At 51.5% G+C, this 22,605-nt stretch carries 16 protein-coding genes; 2 read left to right on the forward strand and 14 right to left on the reverse strand.

Annotated elements, in window-relative coordinates; translation table 11 throughout:
* Positions 1-51 precede the first annotated feature (51 nt).
* The 12 genes from KI362_RS12865 to KI362_RS12920 form a co-directional block, all read right to left on the reverse strand.
* Positions 52-969: a sensor histidine kinase gene (locus KI362_RS12865; RefSeq protein ID WP_301627539.1), complete on the reverse strand. Its 918-nt coding sequence runs from the start codon at positions 967-969 to the stop codon at positions 52-54.
* A complete protein-coding gene (locus KI362_RS12870; RefSeq protein ID WP_301627540.1) occupies positions 966-1,649 on the reverse strand; it encodes a response regulator transcription factor in 684 nt (227 codons plus the stop codon). Before KI362_RS12870 ends, KI362_RS12865 begins: the two co-directional genes overlap by 4 nt.
* A gap of 101 nt (positions 1,650-1,750) precedes the next feature.
* Positions 1,751-2,347: a histidine phosphatase family protein gene (locus KI362_RS12875; protein ID WP_301627541.1), complete on the reverse strand. Its 597-nt coding sequence runs from the start codon at positions 2,345-2,347 to the stop codon at positions 1,751-1,753.
* Between the two features lie 120 nt (positions 2,348-2,467).
* Positions 2,468-3,067, reverse strand: a complete 600-nt coding sequence (locus KI362_RS12880; protein ID WP_301627542.1) for a zf-HC2 domain-containing protein — start codon at positions 3,065-3,067, stop codon at positions 2,468-2,470.
* On the reverse strand, positions 3,064-3,657 hold the full coding sequence (locus tag KI362_RS12885; protein WP_044478993.1) for an RNA polymerase sigma factor: 594 nt from the start codon (positions 3,655-3,657) through the stop codon (positions 3,064-3,066). The genes KI362_RS12880 and KI362_RS12885 overlap by 4 nt, the downstream gene beginning before the upstream one ends.
* 265 nt (positions 3,658-3,922) lie before the next feature.
* Entirely contained in the window at positions 3,923-5,971 is a 2,049-nt protein-coding gene (locus tag KI362_RS12890; protein ID WP_301627543.1) for a glutaminase family protein, read from the reverse strand.
* Positions 5,972-6,022: 51 nt separating this feature from the next.
* Positions 6,023-8,233, reverse strand: coding sequence for a hypothetical protein (locus KI362_RS12895; RefSeq protein WP_301627544.1), 2,211 nt, complete (start codon positions 8,231-8,233; stop codon positions 6,023-6,025).
* A gap of 18 nt (positions 8,234-8,251) precedes the next feature.
* Positions 8,252-11,245, reverse strand: a complete 2,994-nt coding sequence (locus tag KI362_RS12900) for an alpha-mannosidase (protein ID WP_301627545.1) — start codon at positions 11,243-11,245, stop codon at positions 8,252-8,254.
* Positions 11,246-11,293: 48 nt separating this feature from the next.
* Entirely contained in the window at positions 11,294-12,754 is a 1,461-nt protein-coding gene (locus KI362_RS12905; RefSeq protein WP_301627546.1) for an extracellular solute-binding protein, read from the reverse strand.
* A gap of 51 nt (positions 12,755-12,805) precedes the next feature.
* Positions 12,806-13,729 carry a carbohydrate ABC transporter permease gene (locus KI362_RS12910; RefSeq protein WP_044479000.1) on the reverse strand — a complete coding sequence of 308 codons (924 nt, stop codon included), beginning with the start codon at positions 13,727-13,729 and terminating at the stop codon, positions 12,806-12,808.
* Positions 13,713-14,699 carry a carbohydrate ABC transporter permease gene (locus tag KI362_RS12915; RefSeq protein ID WP_301627547.1) on the reverse strand — a complete coding sequence of 329 codons (987 nt, stop codon included), beginning with the start codon at positions 14,697-14,699 and terminating at the stop codon, positions 13,713-13,715. Before KI362_RS12915 ends, KI362_RS12910 begins: the two co-directional genes overlap by 17 nt.
* Before the next feature lie 224 nt (positions 14,700-14,923).
* Positions 14,924-16,156, reverse strand: a complete 1,233-nt coding sequence (locus KI362_RS12920; protein WP_301627548.1) for a GntR family transcriptional regulator — start codon at positions 16,154-16,156, stop codon at positions 14,924-14,926.
* Positions 16,157-16,543: 387 nt separating this feature from the next.
* Between KI362_RS12920 and KI362_RS12925 the strand changes: the two genes are divergently transcribed.
* Together KI362_RS12925 and KI362_RS12930 are read left to right on the forward strand one after the other, a co-directional pair.
* Positions 16,544-18,454, forward strand: a complete 1,911-nt coding sequence (locus KI362_RS12925; RefSeq protein WP_301627549.1) for a GxGYxYP domain-containing protein — start codon at positions 16,544-16,546, stop codon at positions 18,452-18,454.
* Positions 18,455-18,674: 220 nt separating this feature from the next.
* On the forward strand, positions 18,675-19,739 hold the full coding sequence (locus KI362_RS12930; protein ID WP_301627550.1) for a GNAT family N-acetyltransferase: 1,065 nt from the start codon (positions 18,675-18,677) through the stop codon (positions 19,737-19,739).
* Between the two features lie 614 nt (positions 19,740-20,353).
* Here KI362_RS12930 and KI362_RS12935 read toward each other — a convergent pair.
* Both KI362_RS12935 and hisC read right to left on the reverse strand, forming a co-directional pair.
* Entirely contained in the window at positions 20,354-21,448 is a 1,095-nt protein-coding gene (locus KI362_RS12935; RefSeq protein ID WP_301627551.1) for a prephenate dehydrogenase, read from the reverse strand.
* Positions 21,449-21,509: 61 nt separating this feature from the next.
* The gene (hisC, locus tag KI362_RS12940; RefSeq protein ID WP_301627552.1) at positions 21,510-22,592 is read right to left on the reverse strand and encodes a histidinol-phosphate transaminase; all 1,083 of its coding nucleotides are present in this window, start codon (positions 22,590-22,592) and stop codon (positions 21,510-21,512) included.
* Positions 22,593-22,605 lie beyond the last annotated feature (13 nt).

The following is a 22,605-nucleotide window of genomic DNA, read 5'->3' on the forward strand; positions in this document are numbered from 1 at the left end:
ACATTCTTTCCAGTGCTGCATGAATTCTAACAGTTCTGAAAGATGTTCGCTTTATTTCTCCAGCGGCAAATAGACAGAGAAGATGCTGCCCGCATGCGGCGTAGATTGAACCCGGATATAGCCGCCCTGACCCGTGATGATTTGCCGTGAGAGATAAAGACCGATGCCGACCCCCTCTGTCTCGGAAACGGCTGGAGAACGGTAGAAACGGGCAAATATCCGCGGCTGCTCCTCTTCCGAGATGCCGATGCCGTTATCGGAAACATCAATGCGAAGAAATAGTTCATACGTCTTCACAGCGAGATGGATTTCGCCTTCCGGAGCGGTATATTTAATCGCATTATCCAGCAAATTATAGAGGGCTTCTGCCGTCCACTTCAGATCATAACAGGCTGCGCTCTCAGTCCGGTCAAAGTGCACGCTGATTTGCTTCGCCGCCGCTTTCGGAATAGCCTGCTCCAAGACCTGCTCCAGCAACAGCTGAACCGGCTGCTTCCTCGGGCTAAGCACAAGCACCCCGGATTCCAGCCGGGATATTTTGACGAGAGCATCTACAAGAAATGCCAGCTTCCCGGCCTGTCCCTTCAGCACTTCCAGACTGTCCATGCTCTCCTCAGGCAGTTGCTGCTCGCTAAGCAGCTCAGCATAGAGCAAGATGTTGGCAATCGGCGTCTTGGTCTGGTGAGAAATATCCGCGATCAGCATCTTGATTTTGTCTCTCTCACCGGCCAGACTCCGTTCAGATAAGAGCGAAGCCGATAAATAGTTCGCCATCCTCGTCTCTACCGCAGAGAGCATGCTCTCGTCAAACATCGTCTCCGAGAAGCTGCCTGCGGCTGCAGAATCCAGCATATCATTCAACTTTTTCATCAATTTCTTCTGCCGGTAAAAGGTATGCCAAGCAAGCACTATAGCTGAGAACAATGCCAAGAAAGACACTAGCAGCACGAACCATTGCAACCGATTCACGCTTCTCCCGCCTTCCAGGTGTAGCCGATGCCATATACCGTCCGGATATACTCAGGCTTTGAAGGGATCGACTCCAGCTTGTCCCGCAGCCGCTTGATCGTGACAGACAAGGCATTTTCATCGACAAATTCGGCTCCATCCGTCCAGATGCGGTCAACCAAATCGGCGCGCGATAAAGTGATCCCCCGATTCATCACTAACAAACGCAGCAGCTTCTGCTCAGTTTTACTGAGCTCGATCAACTGACCTTTCTTGCGAAATTCCATATGTTCAAAGTCGAACCTGAAATCATCCATGACAACCAGCCCGCTAACTGGCTGCTCCGTACGCCTGAGCTGATTATTGATACGCGCACGAAGCACAGCCAAGGAGAACGGCTTGGTTACATAATCGTCCGCGCCCAATTCCAGTCCAGCTACAATATCAGTCTCCATATCATTGGCCGTCAGGAGGATCACCGGGGTGTTGAGAGAACTGCGCAATTCCTGCAAATAATCCAGTCCGCTTCCATCCGGAAGGTTAATATCCAGAATGAACAAATCAAAGATCCCTTTACGAGCAAGCTCCCTGGCTGAATGGAGATCAAAGGCCTGTTCCACCTCTATACTGTCATTTCTTAACGTTAGCAGAATGCCATGGCTCAGGGTCCGGTCATCTTCTATCAATAAGATACGCTTCATAGTTCACTTATCCTCTACTATGTATAGTTTCAGCCTTAGTATAATACAGACACCGAAAAAAACCGCAGAATAATATCATATCCTGCGGTTCGACGCTCCGTTTAATTTTCCTTGGACGCATACTCCAGATGACGGGTGCAGTTGTATAGATTCAGCTTCCATTCAGCGGTATGATTCTCGAGGATGGTTAGCGATAAATTGCCGATGCGTTCCGTGCATTGCTGGGGAAAAAGAGCTTCATACATCTGAGCCAGCAAGGCACCATGCGACACAACGAGCACATGGTTATCACCGTATTTCTTCTTCATCTCTTCTAGAAAGGACAGTGCCCGGCTGCGCAGCTGCTCTTCGGTCTCCTGACCCAGGTCTTGAAGAATCCAATCCTTGCCCCATCTGGCTTCCCGTTCCGTAGAAGTCAATCCTTCAACTTGTCCGAAAGAGCGTTCAACAATGCGTGAATCCGGATCTAATAAGGGGATACCGAGCGCATCGGCAAGGATGGAGCCCGTCTCTTGAGCTCGGGAAAGTCCGCTTGTAATTACAAAGTCCCAATGAGGCTCTTGCTCGTTCTTCAGGCGGTCAGCAAGAAGTCTAGCCTGTCTCCGCCCTTCTTCATTCAGCGGGATGTCACTTTGACCCTGAATTCTTCCGACCGCATTCCAGTCGGTTAAGCCGTGTCTGATCAAACCTATCAGCATAGCTGCCCCCTCCTTTTCTATGTCAGACCATTATAGCATGATATTACTAAAAAAATGATCAAAAAAACGCCCCTTCGCAACAGCATGCGGGGAGCGTTAGGTCTGAATCTATTGAACGGCCTATCTCCGGTAACGGCGCAGGCTCTTCCAGGATACAAATGCAAGGACCATCCCTGCCGACGAGAGCAGCATCCAGTACTGCGGATAAGCAGGGCCCAGCTGTACGACAAACGGATCCACGATCCCGCGGGAAGATCCCGGTAACGTGAAGGAGAAATCGGAAGTCATCTCTTCGTCAGCCGCCAGAACAACTGCCGGCAGAATGCCAGTCAGCTGCTGAGATTGCTGCTCCTCCTTAAAGGAACCGCCCAAGGCATACAAAATGCTGCTGAGGAGAAACACCGCCATAAAGCATGCAGCCCAGATGGTACTTCTGCGGCGAAGTCGTCTGGAGTGCGCTTTGTCCCGGATATCCGGCGCAAGCCACGGAGATTCCGCATAAATTCTGTCCATCACCCGCCGGTTCACTTGCTCGGCCTGAAACTCCGTGACCTCTGCCGGCATGGCAAGGACAGCATCCATGCTGTAATTCCATATCTTGTATTCAGCTGCACAATACTCGCAGCCTTGCAGGTGCAAATCCAGCATTTTGCGTTTAGGATCACTCTCCGACAATTCGGGCATGACCCCAAACAGCTCTTGGGCCTCTTTACAATTCATCTGCTTTTCATCCCTTCAAATTGCTCGAAAACAGGTTCATACAGGTAGGGTTCAAGCTGACTCTTCACACTGCTCCTCGCCCGAAAAAGCAAGGATTTCACTGCGCTCACACTCTGGCCGAGTATATTGGCAATCTCCTGATAATCCAGCTGTTCGTATTCCCGCAATATCAGGGCCGAACGCTGCTTCTCCGGTAAATTATTGATCGCTTCCCGCACCATGCCGACCTTCTCATTACGGAGAACGGCCTGTTCAGGAACTTCATCGTTTGAGGCTACAGGTACAAATCCGCTCTCTTCCAGCGGAATATTGCTGCTCCGCTGCTTGCGAAGCTCGCTGAGCACCGTGTTTCTCGCGATCGTATACAGCCAGGTTGAGAACGAAGCATCCACCTCTCGGAAGGAATGCAGGCTCCGGAATGCCTTGTAGAACGTCTCCGAACAAATATCCTCTGCCAGCAGCTCCAGATGAGCGCTCTTTAACATGTGATAAATAAAGGCCAGAATTTTGCGCTGGTAACGGCGCATCAGCTCGGAATAGAGCTCTGTATTGCCTTCCTTAATCTCTCGAATCATTTGGGAATCCGTCATCACAGCGCGATCCTCCTCGCCCGTCTATATACATCTTCCCGTCCAATCCATCTAATATAATTAGACCGAACAGGAAAGTAAAAGTTGCGGAACTTATGTAATAAAAATTAATCCATAATAGCGGGTTTTTAATCAAGCCATATTATAGCACGAAAACCAAATTAACAAAATAAAAGAAAGTGTATCCTATGAATTTCCCAATAGAATAGGGTGTCCCAATCATCTACGATGGTTTTGGGACACCCTCTCACCAATAAAGCTTAGCTCATGATTGACCCGCTTGGACAAGACCCTTATCCTTCAGCAGCTTGATGAACATGCCGCCCACAACGCTGCGGTGCTGGAACCCGATTTGCCGCCCGGAAATGGTATCATACCAATCCGAGAACGGAACACGGTCGCTGGTCTCGTTCATGAAATCCCACAGCGGGGCGATCATCGCCTCGAAATCCTTTTGCTCCTCCGCCAATGAAGCCGCCCATACCAGCCAGTCTCCCTTCGTGTAGGACTTCCGGTTATCAAGCGGAACACCGTAACGATTCTGTTGTTCCAGATACCATTTGATCTCACGTTGAATGATGGCCTTGTCAAAGATTTGTGTATCGAAAATAAGATCCCAGATCAGGTTGTATTTCAGGCTCCAGGTGTCCTCACTGCCAAATGAAAGCCTGGTGTGCGGACTCCCTTCGCCTTCGTTCGCTGCAAGCTGAGCCCATTGGACAGCCATGTCCTTGGCCGCCTGCAGATAGCGGTCAGCCTCCGCAGATTCACCCAGCAATCCACACAGGATGGAATAGCTCGCCACCCCCATGATCGCTTTAGCCGATAAGTTGGCGTTCCGGGCTAAATGTCCGGCAAAATCATCCGTACACAGCTGATTCTCCGGATCCAGCCCGAATTCCAGCAAGTAATCTGCCCACCGAGACAACAATTGGCGGTGCTCTGCCGCAAACTCCAGATGCCCGTCAGCCAGGCTGACTGCCGCTGCCATTACCAGCATATTGCCGCATTCCTCCACCGGCATCTGCGCCTCGCGCGCATTCTCTCCATACACCTGCCCATTGGCAAGCGGATATTGTCCCACATCATGCGGGGCAAATTCAAACGGCCACGCATCGCTCGCCGCATATTTCAAAATCGGCCGCATCATTCCCCGCACCAGCTCAGGCTGATACAACAAAAACATCGGAATGGAAGGATAACTGACGTCGACGGTTGCGATGCAGCCGTTACTGAAGCACTCCTTGGACATGAACAGCGGCTGTCCCTCTGAATCAAGCACCAGCTTATGAGAAGCAATGGCCTGACGGTAGGACATGGACAGAATATCACCATATTTCTCTCCGCCCGCAGCGATAGCATCCGCTTGGAGGCGTTGATCAAAGGCCTCGCATTGAATCATGATCTCAGCGTATTCCCGATATGCCGCTGCAACCATTTCCAGAGCGGACTGGCCCGTTTTTTTCCAATAAGCCTCGAGCTTCTCTCCAAAATACTCAATCGCATATATATCATCATAGGCAAGCACGATCAGATGCGACTTTTCTTCCTCTCCATGGATTTCGCCGCAATCCCATAGGGTGCCCAGCACCGGCTGTGCCGCGCGGACTTCATGCGCTTCGGACGTTGCCAGTTGGGGCTCCCAGTCCGCCGGCTTAAGCTCGCCTGATCGCACGAACGCCTTCCGAATCTGTGCCGACCCGATCCAGGTCTGCGTGTCGGACTTCTGTTGCACAGCAAGCATCAGGGTTCCCCAATCAATCCGGTGATCATCGCCGGAAGCATTGAGCACCTGCTGCTTAGCATGGCTTGCCTTCAAGACCGTCAGGCCATCGGACTGCTCCGTTTCCAGAATAACCTTTTGATCGCTCGTATTTACGCACCATTCCCCTGTGACATCAAAATAAATCTGCACGGCATGAGGCTTGCCGTCGATGGAATGAACCCGGAAGGACACATAGGATGCCGGCCGGGACAACAGCTCCAGGCTGCCCGGCAAAAGCGGGCTTGTGAATACAGCTTCCAGTGCAACACCTCCCGCTTCAAAACGGTAGATCGTGGATAATGGCGTGACTTGAACTCCGGTCTGCCGCATGGCCTCCGGCTCGGTGTAATATTGTTCCGGGTTGGGCTCTGTCCGTCCTGCGAATCGCCACGGAATACCATCAATACGGATTAATCCTGTCATAGCATTGCGCTTGCCTGTCCAATGGCGCGTGAAATCGTCGGTCAGCCGGTCTGCCATCGACCAGACACTGAAATAGGGATCAATGGCTACCAGCGGAACTGCCGGCGGGCGTAATGTCGTCGTCATTCGTTATCGGCCTCCAAGGTTATAGGTCCGGCAAAAGGCCGGACCCTAAACTTATTTTATAATCGTAATGTTCGTACCCTCTTCTCCATGCTCATAAAAAATAACCAATGTTTGTGATTCGGCATCATACTCATAGTGAAGCGGATCAGTCCCGTTAGTGACAGCTTCCGGCCTTGACTCACAGCGTATCCGCACAATAGCCTGAAGCGGGCGGGGACCTTTGGCGGTAAATGTGATCGTCCGGTCGTTCTCATTGTAATCCTCAACACGGGACGAGGCTGCCACAATCTTTCCGCTTTGCCGCTCCTTGTAATCCAGATCATAAAGGAGGACCTGTTGCCCGGGCGATACAGTAATTTGCTCGCGTACTGGCAGTCCCTTTTCCAGCAGATCCACATACCGCCCTTGCAGGATAAGCGGTGTATCGTTGACGGATTCCGTCATCACGGATGCCACCACATAAGGTCCTCGGCGAATCCGGTAATAATTAAGCGGTTCCCAATGCAGCCTTCCCCTCTTCCCGGCTTCGGCCGCTTCTCCGGTCTCAGAGGCGTCATTCAACGCCGCCATGGCTTCGCGAACCTTGGCCCGGTAAATGTCCGCGGCATTACGGCTTTGTGCCAGCTGCTTGGGATGCATGCGCAAGAAGGTGACTGTTCCCTTTCCCACCGGGGATATCCCTTCACAGACAGCAGCACGGTCCAGGCCAAGGCTTTCAAACAAATGGGCTCGCGGCGTAGCGTACTTTCGCTTCCCTTGATTCCACCATTCCCGGATTTGGTGATAGGGATCGCTGTCGTCACCGATATAGATCAGCGCCCCGCCTTCCCGTACCCATTGAGCCAGCGCATTGTGCAAATCCGGATATTCCGGCTTCATAAACTCATAGCTGAGCACAAGCACCCGGTAGCCGTCCAGATAACCGGGAAACCGCCGTACATTATCCAACTGGACAGGCCTTGCCGGAAGTCCATGCTTCACCAATGGCAGCGTTAAGCCGTAGAAATCCGACAGATTCAGCAATTCCACAGCAGCCTCATCGGTCAGCTCCACCTCATTGGTGCCGTCATACTTCATCATGAATCCAGCCGTTTCCGTTCCGATCACCTTGCGCTGGAACATCGCCGAATCGGCAAGCAGCACTCCCGTTACCGCGGGATTCCCATAGACCTGAACATCCTCCTGCTCCATATTGCCTAATGAATGCATAACGGTCAGAAGAGTGCTCGCATAATCGGAGGGGATCACCTCTTTCCCATTTCCGTGCTCCGCAGGATATTGCCCTTCGAAGACCCTTCTCGGCCAAGGAGATACCTCATAGCGGGCAACATCCGGGTGAAGCAGTGAAGCGGTCAGCGTCTTGATGTAATTAGTCCGGTAATCCGCCCATGTCCGCTTGGGATCGTCCTCAATCGGGTCATGCAGGAACCACATCTTTCGGTCTGTGCCGCGCACCAACTCCTGCATAATGCCGTATTCCAGAAATGCCGTCTCGAAGGTTCTTTCTGCACGAGTCCCCTCATACACATTTGCCGTACGTGAGGTTCCCGTCCAGATCTGTGCAATATAGCCGTTAATCGAAGGCAAATCCAGCAGCCGCGATTCCGGGCTGACAATCCTCCACTGCGTATAATTGATCAGGCTGTGCGTTGGTACGAAGAAGCGAAGCGGCCGCTGATAGCGAACCAGCGAATACTCCTTCAGTGCCGAGCAGATGCGATCCAGGCATCGGGTATACAGATAGGCCTTCAGCTTGGAGGCGCGATACTGTGCATCCTCCGAGGCATGCGGCGGGATCCACGGCTCATTATAATAATTTTGCCATTCCCGCTTGAAGGCTTCGGAGTAACCGCCCTCCACCCAAAACTCGGGCTCCTCCAGGTGGATCGCTTCAACGCCCGCATCCACGGCAGGACGAATCCGCTCCACGAGGAAATCACTGTAACTCACCGTCGGCACCATATAGGGGATATCCGCTGAGGTCCCGTGGATAATCGTCTCCCCGTCATGGTATTTCTGTGCTTCATCCCAGTGGGATCGTCCGTCTACCTTACCGTTCAAGTAATCCTGATAACCGCCCCAGGACACGCCGGTCATCAGGTGTACCCGGTATCCTTTCGCGGCCCATTCGGCAATTCTGCGCGGCATCGAATCATTGATGCCGTACACCATTACGAAATCGGCCTGCAGATCATATGCCGGACCGAAGCTGCTCCCTTCTTGAAAGCCTGTTCGCTCCTCTGCTCGTGATCTTCCGCTCACGATGCGTCTCCCCCTCGCTTAGGCAAGCTTTATACGGATGGTCTTGATCTCAAACGGTGTAAAACACAAGCTTGCCTCATTCTTTCGTTCAACCAGTAATTCCGTCGCATTCTCCAGCAAATCGGTCTCCTCGATGGTTTGACAGTCCAGGGACAGAGATAACCGGGCCTTGGCTCCCGCGCCTGCTGTTTCATACAGGCGCAGAATTAAATGACCGCTGCCCTCGGCTTTTTTCACAGCCTCGATCATGACATTCGGATGGTCGATGTGCACCAGGCTTTCCGGAAGCTTCATAGCATCTACTCCCCGGCTCGCCGCCGACGCCTCCGCGATATGAAGCGGGATGTTCAACTCATATCCCTTGCGGTATACTGCAGCTTCGATATAATCCCCTTCATGCGGATACAGCGCGTAAGTGAACCTATGCACAGCCGCATCAGCCTTCGGATCAGGGTAAGCAGGACTGCGCAGCAGATTCAGATCCAGTACCCCGTTCTCCGCGCTGTGTCCGTATTTACTGTCATTCAACAGGGCCGCGCCATAGTCCGGCTGAGACAAGTCAATGTAATGATGAGCGCAAATTTCATCGCGGGCAAACTCAATTTGATTGTTGCGCGTTGTAGGCCGCTTCATCACCCCGAACTGAATTTCGCAGTTCGCCAGATCTGCCGCCACATTCACCGGGAAAGCGACGCGCAGCATTTTACCGGCCTCGTGCCAATCCGCCTCCGTATCGAACCGAAGCAGTTCTCCGCCTTGCTCCAGGGAGATTCTCTGTCTCAGCGTGGATTTGCCGAAGCGGTATTCTTGCTCAATGACAGCATAAGGCCCCGATTGGCTTGCTTTTACACCTTCAAGCTTCATTGTTCCGGCGATCATCTCCCGGTAATCGCGCGGGAAGTCCCAGGCATCGCCGTCATCGTGATACACCGAGAATAGATTGGCCTTCGCCCCCTGCTTCAACACCTCGCGATTAGCCCGCTTGTCGAACAATGAAAGGATGCTGCCATCCTCATCAAAGAGAACTCTGAGCCGTTCATTTTCCAGCTTGAAACTTTCCGCGGCCAGCAGCTCATCCGGATGCTTCGCTTCAGCATCTGCAAGCGAGCTCCAGCCCATTGCCGGAACCTGCACGTAATGCCATTTGCCTCCGCGCTCCAGCCACTGCGACCGGTCCCAAGGCAGTGAATTGAACAGAACAGACTCTCCCTTCGGTGTTCCGGACAGGCCTGCGAGCTGCTTGTAGGCCTCGTTAATCATCGTCTGTACTTCACTCAACAGCTTGCCGTACCGCTCCAGAGATTCATCATATACTCGTGTTATTGAAGAGCCGGGCAGAATGTCATGGAACTGGTACAGAAGAACCTCTTTCCAGATCACCTCAAGCCGTTCGGCCGGATAAGCATGATCGTCTCCCGTTAGCAGCCACAGCAAGGATAACGCAAATTCCAGCTCCCGCAGGCCCTTCTCCAGCTTACGGTTATACCACTTGTTCCTTGCCTGCGTAGTCAAGGTTCCCTGATGCTTCTCCAGATACAATTCGCCGCGGTAGGTCCGGAAGCGTGAAGCCTCCTCCTCCAGCCGATGGAAGAACGAAATGGCAGGCTCCTGAACAACCGGCAGCAAGCCTAGCAGATTCTTCTCCCGGGACAGGCGCTCCAGATGCTCCTCTCCCGGGCCGCCCCCGCCATCGCCGATACCAAACAGCATTAACGCATGCTCCGACACGCTCCGATCCAGATAGCTCTCTTCGATCTTGGCAAGCGAGCGGGGAGCCGCCGGGCTGTTGTACGTATCCTCCGGCGGCAAGTGCGTCAGTACCTTCGTACCGTCAATGCCTTCCCACAGGAAGCTGTGATGCGGATGCTTATTATAGACGCTCCACGACAGCTTCTGCGTCATCATATAGTCGACGCCGGACTTCTTCAGCAGCTGCGGCAGGCTCCCCGTATAGCCGAATACGTCAGGCAGCCACAGCACCTTCATGTCCTGGCCGAATTCCTCCTGAAAGAATCTCTTTCCATATAAAATTTGCCGAATCAGCGCCTCGCCGCCTGAGATATTCGTATCCGGCTCTACCCACATCGCACCTTGGACCTCCCAGCGCCCTTCACGGACACGTTCCTTCACCTCTGCATACAGCTCAGGATGGTGCTCCTTCATCCAGGCATATAGCTGAGGCTGGCTCGCCCCGAACACGTAATCCGGATATTTCTCCAGATTCCGAAGCGCGGTAGAGAAGGTCCGGGCGCCCTTGCGGATCGTCTCCCGAATCGGCCAGAGCCAGGCCAAGTCAATATGCGCGTGCCCGACGGCACTGACGGTAACCACCGGGTCCCCGCCTTTCTTGGCTAACTCCGGCGCAACTCTGGCTCTGGCTAACCGGACGGTTTCTTCATTGATTTCGGCGAGCAGATTGGACGCTTCATAGACACTCTGCAGCACGCGCGCCTTTCTGGCACTGGAATCAGGCAGCTGCTCTGACAGCTCGATCAGCACCTCCAGGTCGTAATAGAGCTGTCTCGCCTCTTCATGGCAGATGGCAATGCAAGCTTCCTTCAACGTGCCGCTGCGATAAAGACCAAACAGATCGTTACAGCCTGCATCTCCCCACAAATCGATCACTTCGCCGCCTCGGGCTTCGTTGGTGATATCCACTACGCGTTTGCCGGGCATGCCCAAGCTGTAATCAAATTCAGAGCTTACATTCGTCAATCCCTGTCGCGGCGTTCCGGCTTCGTCCACAAGGCACAGCTCCCCGTTGATATCAATCAACAAGACAACCTTTGCTCCCGCAGCCGAGGCCGGGACTTCTCCCTGGAAATGAAACCAGGCGCAATCCCATAGATTCCCCCATTTATCACCGGGCTTCAGCTTGATGGAGGTTCCGGTGATCCGGTCCTTATACTTTACGGGCTCCTTGGTTACCCAAGCGGTAACTCCAAGTGAGGAGACTGGCTCATAAATGCAGCTTTGCAGCTTGGACAAACGTCCCTTTGCTTTTTGGGTCATGATTGGATTTGTTTCAAAAGGCATGCTGAATCACTCTTTCAATGTAGTTTACTTCGTTATCGCTTCCGCCTTCTTCTGTGCATCGTCCAGAATAGACTTGATATCCCCATTCGTCATCAAGGATTTTGTGACCGCATCGCCAAACATTTGCCAGATCTTTGAATCTTCCTTCGCAAAGGTAGGAAGGCCTTGCACATTTCCGGCCATGGCCAGATAATGCTGATACATTTCCGGATGAACGGCCTGATATTCGTCTGTCTCCGCGATGGATTTCAGCACCGGGGAACGTACGCCAGTGTCGGCGATCAATTGTTGAATCTCATCACTGTACATCGCCCGGATATAGGCAAACGCCGCTTCCTTGTTCTTCGCGTCCTTAGGCACCGAGTGGAATGCCGCGCCGATCGTAATATTCCCTGCCTTGCCGTCAGAGCTTAACGGAATTTGCGACATGCCGTAGTCAATGCCGATCTGCGAGCTTTCAATGGCACGCCATGGGCCGTCAATCAGGTAAGCGATTTGCTCTTTTTTGAAGGCATCGAAATAAGTTCCTTCATTGGTGTTCGCCATCAATCCTGCCGGATGGGCCGCATTCAGCTCTTTCAAAAACTGTACCGTTTCCACATTCGCCTCACTGTTAAAGACCGGCTGACCTTGATCATCAGCAAACCCGCCGCCGTTAATGACCAGAAGCGTACCGTAGCGCAAATAACCGCCCGCATTCGGACCGGCATATACGCCGCCGCCGTAGTACTTGCCTTTGCCCGCTTCCGTTACCTTCTGTACATTTTCCAGCAATTCATCCCAGGTTGCGGGAGCCTTTTCAGGATCGAGGCCCGCTTCTTTTACCAGCTTTTTATTCCAGAACAAGCTGCTTACCCCGGGCTGCGAGGCGAAGCCGTAAATCTTCCCGTCATACTCCATCGGCTTCCAGGCTGCAGGCGCTATATTCTCGCGAATTTCCTGTGCCATATCATCAGGGAAGGGCTCTAGCAGGCCTTGTTGGGCGAAGCCGGGCATTTGTGTTTCTCCTACGATAATGTCCGGAATATTCTTTGCCAGGAATCCAGCTGTCTGTTTCTGGATCAGCTGCTCTCCCCAGCCCCAATCCTCCATTTTTACCGTAATATTCTGAGCTTCCATCTTCTCCAGCATGATGGATTGATAGAAGTAAGGGAAGACGCCAGCCATGAGCGGCTCTCCAGGAGTATAGCTGAAATCCTCTTCCACGACTCTAGGGTTCATGGCTTCATCGGCGATTAACGCCTGCTTCTTTTTCTCCAGCAAATCATTCAGTACACCGACTCCAACCCCGACGGCACCTTCATTGAGGACGGTAATTGTTGCTCCTCCCGGGGTCTCGTTAGTTCCTTGCGAATTATCGGTTCCGGATTGACCGCCGGCCTGGTTGTTTCCACTTCCACTGCCATTCCCGCCTCCGCCGCAAGCGGCCAGACCAATCGTAAGCATAAGCGTGAGCGCGATGAGCGTCATTTTTCTCAATACCATTCTTGAACCCCTCCATGATATTTATAGATAATGCATGTTCGAACTAGTCGCTCAGCCCTTAATGCCGGTATTTGCCAATCCCTGTACAATATACTTCTGGAAGAAGGCAAAAATCAGCAAGGCTGGAATCGTGATGCCAAGGCTTAAGGTAATGATCATCGGATAATTGATTACAGCACCCGGACTGGCGCCGACCGACGATAATCGGGTGATCGCTGCCGGAAGCGTTTGCAAATTATCATTGGTTGTGTAGAAGAACGGGGTAATGAAATCATTCCATGTCCCGAGCGCTGTCGTAATCGCGATAAAGGCCATGATCGGCAACTGCAGCGGGAACAGGATCTGGAAGATAAGCCGGAACGTTCCGGTTCCATCCATAATTGCAGCTTCATCGATTTCAATCGGTACCTTTTCAAGTGACTGCTTGACTAGAAACGTGCCCATAATATTGATGCTCGGCCCGCCAATCAAATACACCCACCAGGAATTGAGGATCCCTGTTCCGCCGGTGAAAATATCATTACCGCCCGCGAACGGAAATCTGGCAAACTCCAGATAAGTCGGGATAATAGCCAGCGTACCCGGGATCATTTGCGTAGCCAGCATAATCAGAAACAGCACCTCGCGCCCCTTGAACTTCAGACGAGCGAATACATACCCTGCGAGAAAGGAAGTCAGAATCGCCCAGAAGGTGTTGTATGCCGTCCGAATCACGGAGTTGCGGAAATACATCGCTACCGAGGAGTCCGTCGATCCAATAATCAAGGCTTTAAAGTTCTCTAATGTCGGCTGCTTGGGAATAGGGAAGATCCCCAACACGGTTGCCGTAAATTCTGTCTTGGTAAAAAAGCCGGCAAGCACCATGAAGATCAGGGGATAGAGCAGAATCAGGCCAATGCCGAGCAACACGATATGACCGAAAAAATAGGCTGGCTTAAACTGCTTCTTGAAATTTGTGTTACGTGTTCCGGACATGGCTGCTTCCCCCCTTCGCGCTTCGGTTCACAGGCTTGATCGGAATCGTTGTCTGCTTGTCGGATTTGGTTGACCAATTATAGTACAGCACCGTAGCTGTGATGACGATGATCGCCATGATGAGCGAAGAGGCTCCGGCCATCCCGAGATTGAAATCCCAGAAGCCGTCCCGGTAAATCCGGAAGACAAGCACCTCCGTTTGCCCGTATGGTCCGCCGTTTGTAATGAACAGTACCTGCTCGTAAATCTGGATAGCTCCGATCAGGTTCGTGATTACAATGTAGGTCGCAATCGGCTTTAGACCGGGCATGGTTACGTAGAGGAGCTTGCTGAACCGACCTGCTCCATCCATTTCCGCCGCCTCGTATAATGACGCATCCACGGACTGCAGTCCGGCCAGCCAGATTAGCGCCGCACCCCCGACACCCTTCCAGACCGAATAGACTACAATCCAGAAAATGCCCCAGCCTACGGAATACTGCCATACAATCGGGTCCTTGCCCAAGGCCTTGAGAATGTTATTGATCACTCCGTTATTCGAATCGAGAAAAATGTTAAACACCTGTGTTGTGGCTACCGTTGCTGTGACAGCCGGGATATACCAGATCGAGCGGTAGAATCCTTTGCCGAAGAGAGGCATGTTCATCAGTAACGCGGCCCCGAATCCCGCACCAAGCGTAATCGCCGTAACGAGTCCGCCCAGCCATATCGATCGCCACAATGCGTCTGTGTAGACCGGATTGTTAAAGAAGCTGACGAAGTTGTCGAACCAGATAAAATTCGGCGTATCCGCCAATCCGACCCACTCAAAAAATCCGAGTGCGAAACCGAACAACGTTGGGAACCCCGATACGACGAGCCAAAATGAAAACATCGGTATCAGAATGACGGCGGCGATAATGGCATCCTTATGTCTGCCCATGCGCCGGCTGAAAGAAACCCTTCCCTCCTGTTCTGCCGTTTTTTCCATAGCCAAGCGACCTCCTAGTGATTTCTGCCCTGCAAAAACATGTTGCGGATTACAATTCGAATTGTATTATTAAATATATTGTAGTATGTCATTTATGTCAAGATATTAGATATATCATTTATCGCTAATTTGCTTCAAAAAAAGACACCTGACGCAAAGGTCAAGTGTCATCCATCCTTATTCTGATGGTTTCATTTCCATTTGTTCCATTTCCATGCTGCGCTCTATCTGCGCAAGGGTCCTGTGGATTGGCTCTCAATGAGCTTTGGCTCCAGGATCACTTTGGTGTAGCCCTGCTCCCTGGAATTCCCGTTCTCCAGCATATCCATTAAAATTTGCGTCGCCGCTTCCCCCATTTCCATTTCAGACTGTGAAATATGGGAGAAGTAGCCCCATTCATGCAGCCCCGGAGAGGGATCGTCAAACGTCAGAATCGAAACATCCTCAGGCACCCTGAGTCCCAGCTCCTTGCAGATGGAGTATATATGCAAGCCTAGCCGGCCATTCAGCGTAATATAGGCGGTGGCAATTTGATTTTTAATGAACCGGTAAAGCGGGTGTTTCTTATCAATTTCACTGTAATCCACGGCAAAGTCTGTCAGGATCAGCGCCGGATTAATCATCGCCTCTTTTTGCTTCATGGCCTCCATGTATCCGTTGATCCGATCCTCCACGGTAATCGTCGGCAAGGGAGAATCCGAGCAGATCGCAATATCGCGGTGTCCTAATCCCCAAAGGTAATCCACGGCAAGCTGACCGCCGACCATCCCGTCGCTGCGTGCCACATTGGTGGCTACGCCGGGTAAATACCGGTCGATCAGGACAAACGGGAAGCCCTGCATTTTAAGCGACAGAATATCCTCGTTGTACATTTCAGCATCGGAAGGGAAAATGATCAGTCCAGCAGCCCCCTTGCGGATTAGATCCTGAATCGCCGCCTTTTCACGGTCAATTGAATTATAGGTCAGGACAATTTGCAGGTTATAGGGACTATTCTCGATCACACTGTTGATCCCTTGCAACAGCCGGATCGCAAAGTAATCGACCAGAAGCGGCATGACCAATCCGATCGTCATGGAGCCTGGAGTCACCTCATTCTGCCCCGGCATCACCAGGGATCGATCTCCATGAGCTACGTGACCTGCTCCCGCCTGCGGAAAGCTGATGCCGCTCCCTTCCGGAAGCAGTCGCGCCGCACTCTCCTGCTGATGTTGATGTGACAGTAAATCGCCGATTTGTTCGCTGACAAAGCTTCCTCTGCCGGGAATACGATAAATCCACCCTTCCTTCGCAAGCTGGATGAGCGCATTCGCCACCGTAATCCGGCTAACGTCGAACTGCTCCATCAATTCTTTTTCCGAAGGGATCTTGTCTGCCTCCCGCAGCTTGCCGGACAGGATCAAATCCTTAAAGTATTGTTGAATCTGCATATATAACGGTTTACGTTCATTTTGCATAGGACTCTCCTTACTATTTCTCTATTACATATTTACGTTATATCATTTATGTCATTTAGTCAATCTTCTAAAATATTGTTTAAATTATTGACAAACCACATTGGATATATTTAACATATTGTTTAGGTGTTGTCGTTAAACCTAAAATATAGGGTCTGAAAGGAGGGAATTCATGCCAGGCCTGCGACTCCAGACGATAACCCCCAATTCGAGGATATGAGGTGAACGAACTTGATTCGAACATTCGCGATCAGATGTTTCGTTGTATGTTGTACACTGTCCTTAGTCTTTGGCACCGCCTCAGCATCTGCACATTCCTCTACAGGTTCTACACAAAAAAACCAAATCAGTTGGCCTGCATCGCAAGCACTTCCCAGCTTTGCAAGCGTGAAGCATCTGGATGTTGCCAACGTGCTGGACGCCCCCGGAGATACCCGGCTGCTGCTGGCTACGCTCCAAGGCATTGTAAACCGCGCTGAACCGAGAATCTATCTGCTGGAAAATGAAGAAGAGGGAAAATTAACCTGGCTGAAGGATCTTCGTGTTCCTTATGTTCTGCACGACGATGTCTGGACCATTGTGAAGAAATACAAGAACGAACTTAAAGGCCTGATTATCTATGATCCGGAAGTCCCCGATTCCATCAATGTAGCTACAACTTTGGCCGGACTTAAGGATGCTGTCGTGGTTAGTCCAGAGTTGGCCGTTAAGCTGCAAGCCGCCCCCTACAAGCTGAAGATTGTTCAGGATTTGCGCGGCAAATTCAAGGATCGGTTGGACGCGTATACGTGGCAATACGAGCAGCTTTGGGACAAAACCACGCACCGGATACTCGTTGGCCTCAGTCCGAACGTATCGATCAAGATTCCGGCGGGACTGCCTGAATCCTTTGTGACTATCGCGCAAGAAACCGATCCGATTCGCGATGCCAGCAATAAGGCTGCTTATGATCTGGACTTGACCTCATTTCTGGGTAAAGAGGCTGTGTATTTGCGCTTTGATGATGCATTCACCCAGGACGGATGGGGCTCGGCGGTTCATGAAGTGATCATTAAAGCGGACGGCAGGACGATTGCTCAATTCATTCCCGGTACGCCGGAAGAAAAAGCCTTCTTATACGACCGTCAGGACTCTCAAGTCTCCGCTGGCGACGGCGGGCATCGATTTGCCGATAACGGACGCTATTTCGTCTACAAATTCACGCCTCCTGCCGGCACCCGTGAGTTGACCGCTACGGTGTATATGTGGAACCAGTATAAGGTTTCTGCAGGGAATATCCAACCCCTCTCCTCCGAGCAGAAGGAGCCTTACGGCTATCTTAGAGATTATGCAGTAGCCAATAAAGCAATGGTGTTCTGGCTCGAGGTGAATGATCCAAAGCAAAGAGCCTTGTTTGAAAAAATAATGTCGGACGTTAAACCTGGAACACCTTATCTGGGCTGGTTCAGCAATGATGTGGAGGGCGAATTCAGCTCTGTAGAAGTGGCCTCCAATCACAGCGTATATGTGCTGGCAGCCGACTGGTTCAGCAATTTGACCGTGTTCTCCGGCACCAAAATACAGCCTTCACGGGCCAAATCATCCCCTCAGCCTAAGTTGAACAACAAGATTTATGTGACATATACCTTCAGCGAAGGCGATAACTTCCAATACAACCAGCACCGCATGCGTATTCTGTGGGATGATCCAGCACGGGGAGAAGTTCCGATCAACTGGACCTCAAGCCCGCTGTTATACGATGCCGCTCCGGCCATCCTGAACTACTACCGTCAGACAGCAAGCGCGAACGACCTGATCATTGCCGGTCCATCCGGAGCCGGGTACTTCTATCCCGCTGCCTGGCCGGAATCGACGTTTGCCGATTATTTGAAGCAATCCTATAAATATATGCAAAAATCCGGTATGGAGCTGACTTATGCGTTGAATCGGATCGACGGTCAGAACGTCCCTCTGGGCTCCTCTTATGCCAAAGCCTATGAGCGCTATTACAAAGCACCGGGCTTATTCCTGAGCTGGGAGGACCGCTTTGGCGTGGAAATTCTCGATAACTCGCTGCCGGTATCGACAATTCAGGGCATCAGCACCGTGCAAGAGGGGGTGCAGATTCTGGAGCGGGCAAAAGCGGATTGGGACGGAAAGTCGCCGTTATTTGTGTCGATCGGTCTGCTGGCCTGGAGCTTGACTCCTTCGGATGTTGCAGAGATCACAGAGGCACTTGGGCCTGAGTTCGAAGCGGTGCGCGGAGATCACTACTTTTCACTCATTCGTGAAGCATACGGTCTTCCTGTCAAACCCTAAGCTGCATTTAGACTTCACGATTTAACTGCATTCAAACTTCAGACTTTCGTCTTTTCAAACGTATCTGATCCAGTTCAACTTATATAGCCCGGGAATCACAGTCTCACTGATGATTTCCGGGCTTTTTCTGCCTCGCCTCGCTACTTCTGTTATTTTGAGTAGAGGTTTGTTAAGATAGCGAGTGAACCTATCAACTTCAACTTTAAAAGGATGAGCAGTTATGCAGATTAGAAAAGTACGCAAGCACGAACTGGCCCAAGCGGCCGAGCTGGCTAACAAAGTATTTCGAAGCAACCGTTCGCCGATCATGGGATCCGCCTTTCCGGCACTATTCCAGCCCGGTATAGTTCATTCCTTCGGCGCTTTTGATGACCAAGGCAAGCTAAGAGCATTTATGGGAATGGCCCCATTACAAATTCGTACGGAAGCCGGCGTGGTGAACGCCTTTGCGATCGGCTCGGTATGCACAGATCCCGAATTTCGCGGAGCCGGTCTGGCCAGTACACTGCTGGAGCAATGCCAAGCCTATGCGAGGATTTCCGGTGCTCCCCTATTGTTCATATCCGGTGACCGCTCTCTCTATACTCGCAACGGGGCTGCTTATTTCGGACAATCGCTGCGGTTTGAGCTACACGCCGGGAGTCTTATCCCGCAAGATTCACAGAAGGAATCGCCCTATATCATCTCTGATTTTACAGCCTCTGATATTTTTACGCTGCATCGCTTACTTGAACAGAAGCCTGCTGCATTAGGCTGGAGCGTCGCTGAGCTGGAGCAATATGTGGATGCCGCTCCTTATGCCGCTGTCAGCGATCAAATTCCCTGCTTCCGGACAGCCGCTTCATCCTCGGGTGAGATCGTCGGGATTGCCATGTTCAGCATCCCTTCCACGGACACGTCAAGCGTAAATGCGGAGCGGGAAAGCAAGGGCAGGCTGCTGGAATGGGCCGGTGAACCGGAGAGCATAATCGCAATCCTTCATAACGTCCTGTCCTCCCAGCAACTAGACGGATTGACGATCACACTTCCTTGGCAGGATCAGGCATTGTCTTCCTTGCTGCAAAGCTATTCTTCCCAGCCCATTGCCGAACGTAATGCGGGAACTGTCATGATCGTAGACGGCCCGGAGCTCCTGCGGCAGTTAGGGCATGATGGACAAGCCGATTTGACGGCGGAAGAGCTATGCTCCTGCCTGTTTGATCCGCGAAGTCCTTATCGCAAGGAAGATCACTCCAGTTTGCCTCTTGTTCCACTGCCTTATATGTACGGATTATTCTTCATTTAACCTAAAGACGCTAGGCTGATCACTGGATCACCTTGTCGATGAATTGTATAAAGTGCAACTAAAATCTTGACATTTCCAAATTTCATAAGCTTAAGTGTACCACGTACAACTAATAGTCTGTCTTTTTTCAGAATGGCTGCGTTTTTGCGAATCTAACTGCACCCTATACAGCTATTTTTAAATTCAGAGCCAAAGTTCAGAAATTAGGTGTACCTTTTACCATTAAACCGCCACCATAAATTGAATATAAACTGGAGTAATGATCCTGTTGGTTCGGCCTTTGTTCCCTCCACCCGCATAGCGGGTGGTTTTCTGTTTCCTACGCTGCGCGAGCTCAACTGGCTAAATCCGCAAAAAAAAACCGCTTCTCAACCGAAGCGGTTCTTGCCCATTTTAGAGCAACAGATATTGGATAGGAGTGGAGAGAAACCATACTGTACTTTTATTATATGTATACGTTTTCATTCTGTCAACCACTTTTTTTTAAGCGTTTTCATTTTTAAATCGAAAAGAAGGAACTCGCCCATCAAAATGTGCTGTTCCTCCCAAGTTTCAACTATATAAGCTGAACTAAAACTACATCATGGCTTCACACGCTGCCTCCAGCTTAGTCATTATAAATATACGGCATAGCCTTGCGCATGAAGATGCTGTTTGGCCCGCTCCATCTCGTTCTCCTGACGGAAGGACAGGCGCAGCACGCCAGGCACATCTTCCCGGCTCTCAATAATCTGCATATTACTGAGGTTGATATGCTGGACGCCGAGCTCTGTAGCAATTTGACCGATAATTCCCGGGTGGTCCGGCACATCGATGTAAATATCATACAACGAGGTGATTGCACCCTTCCGGCGTTCAGGAAGCTCTCCCCGGAACTGATTCGCCTTTTGGAAGGCTTGTTCAATCCTCTCGCCGTCGCGTTCCTCCAGCATATGGATGAAACCGTCAATTTCCCGGTTCCAATCCTGCAAGAGGGAGAGCAGCACATCACGGTTGCTCAGCAGAATATCACGCCAAATAATCGGATCGCTGGACGCGATTCGCGTAATATCGCGGAAGCCTCCGGCAGCCAGCATCCGGTGCAGTCCGTTATCCTTATCGTAATCACAGACCTGATTGACAAGGGCGACAGCGATAATATGCGGCAAATGACTGATCGCTCCGACAATCTCGTCATGCAGCACCGGGTCTACCCGCACAATCTGTGCCCGGGTATAACCCAGCAGCTGCTCCAGCCGCAGATAGGCTTCCTCCGGCACGCCAGCAGAAGGCGTTAGAACATAAAAGGCATTTTCAAACAGCAAGGTCGAGGCTGCCTCCACTCCGGAGCGCTCAGAGCCCGCCATAGGATGTCCGCCGATAAAATGCACCCCCGGTCTGGAGCAGGTTTCCGCACATGCCGAAATGGAAGCTTTCGTGCTTCCCACATCCGTAATGATGCAGCCCGGCTTTAACGGCAGCTCATTCAGCTTGCGCAAGTACTCCTCCAGGTTGCCTACAGGAACGCATAGGAAAATAAAATCCGCATCTGCAGCCGCTTCCTCCATCGAAGCTGTCGCAGCGTCCACAACGCCCCGCTCAATCATCCGGTTGAGGGAACCGGGACGATGGCTATGTCCCACAACCGTGATTCCAGGCTTCCCTTTCAGGCACAGGCCAAGTGAGCCTCCAATCAGTCCTACGCCAAAAATAGCAACTTTTATCGTCATCTTGTTCACTCGTTTTCTACAATAGGTTATTGAATCTACTAGAAGATCATATTTAGAGCTTTTATTTCAAGAGCACCTGCTCCAGGGCTGAGATGAACTTGGCATTCTGTTCCGCCGATCCCACAGTCACACGGATATGGTTCGGATACACCGGGAACCCGGCACGTACGATGATGCCAAGGCGAAGCAAGGACTGGAACATTTCGGTGGCTTTCGTCTTTACGTTAACCATTATAAAGTTGCCGTGCGCCTGGAAATACTCCAGACCCAGACGGTCAAACTGCTCATTCAGATACCGGATTCCTTCCCGATTTCTGGCCTTGCAGGTTGCAACGAATTCAAGGTCAGCAAGGGATGCCTTGGCTGCTGCCTGGGCAAAGCGGGACGTGTTGAACGGTTCACGAACCTGATTGATCAGCTTGATCACACCCGGTTGTCCTACGCCATACCCAATCCGCAGCGATGCCAGCCCGTAAATCTTCGAGAAGGTGCGCAGAACAATCAGGTTCGGATATTTTTCCAGCAAGGATATACCGTCAGAGTATGTAGGATCAGCCACATATTCGGCATAAGCCTCATCAAGCACGACCAGCACCTGCTCCGGAACCCGGTCAAGGAACGAGGTGAGCTCGCTGTCCGGTACAATGGTTCCCGTCGGATTGTTGGGATTACATATCCAGACGATTTTAGTCTTCGGTCCAATCGCCTGAAGCATCCCCTCCAGATCATGAACTCCGTCCTTCAACGGAACTTCAATACTCTTGGCCCCTTCGATGTCCGCGTTGCTCTTATACACCGAGAAGGTTTGATCCGCCATGACACTCTCATCCCCTGGAAGGAAGAATGCACGGGCAATCAATGCGATAATCTCATCCGAACCGCAGCCGAAAATAATCTGGTCGGAATTCACATGATGATACTCCGCCAGCGCACCTGCCAATTCAACCGCACTGCCGTCAGGATAAAGGCTGATGTTCGCAATTTCCTCTTCCAATACGGCTTGAACTCGCGGAGAACAACCAAAAGGATTCTCATTTGAGGCCAGCTTGATCACCTCGGTCAATCCCAGCTCACGCTTGACATCTTCAATGGGCTTGCCCGGCTGATAGACGGGCAGATTAACAATATGGGGTTTTGGCAACAAGACGGGTCCCTCC

The organism is Paenibacillus apis, assembly GCF_018333295.1.
Classification (GTDB): Bacteria; Bacillota; Bacilli; order Paenibacillales; family Paenibacillaceae; genus Fontibacillus; species Fontibacillus antibioticophila.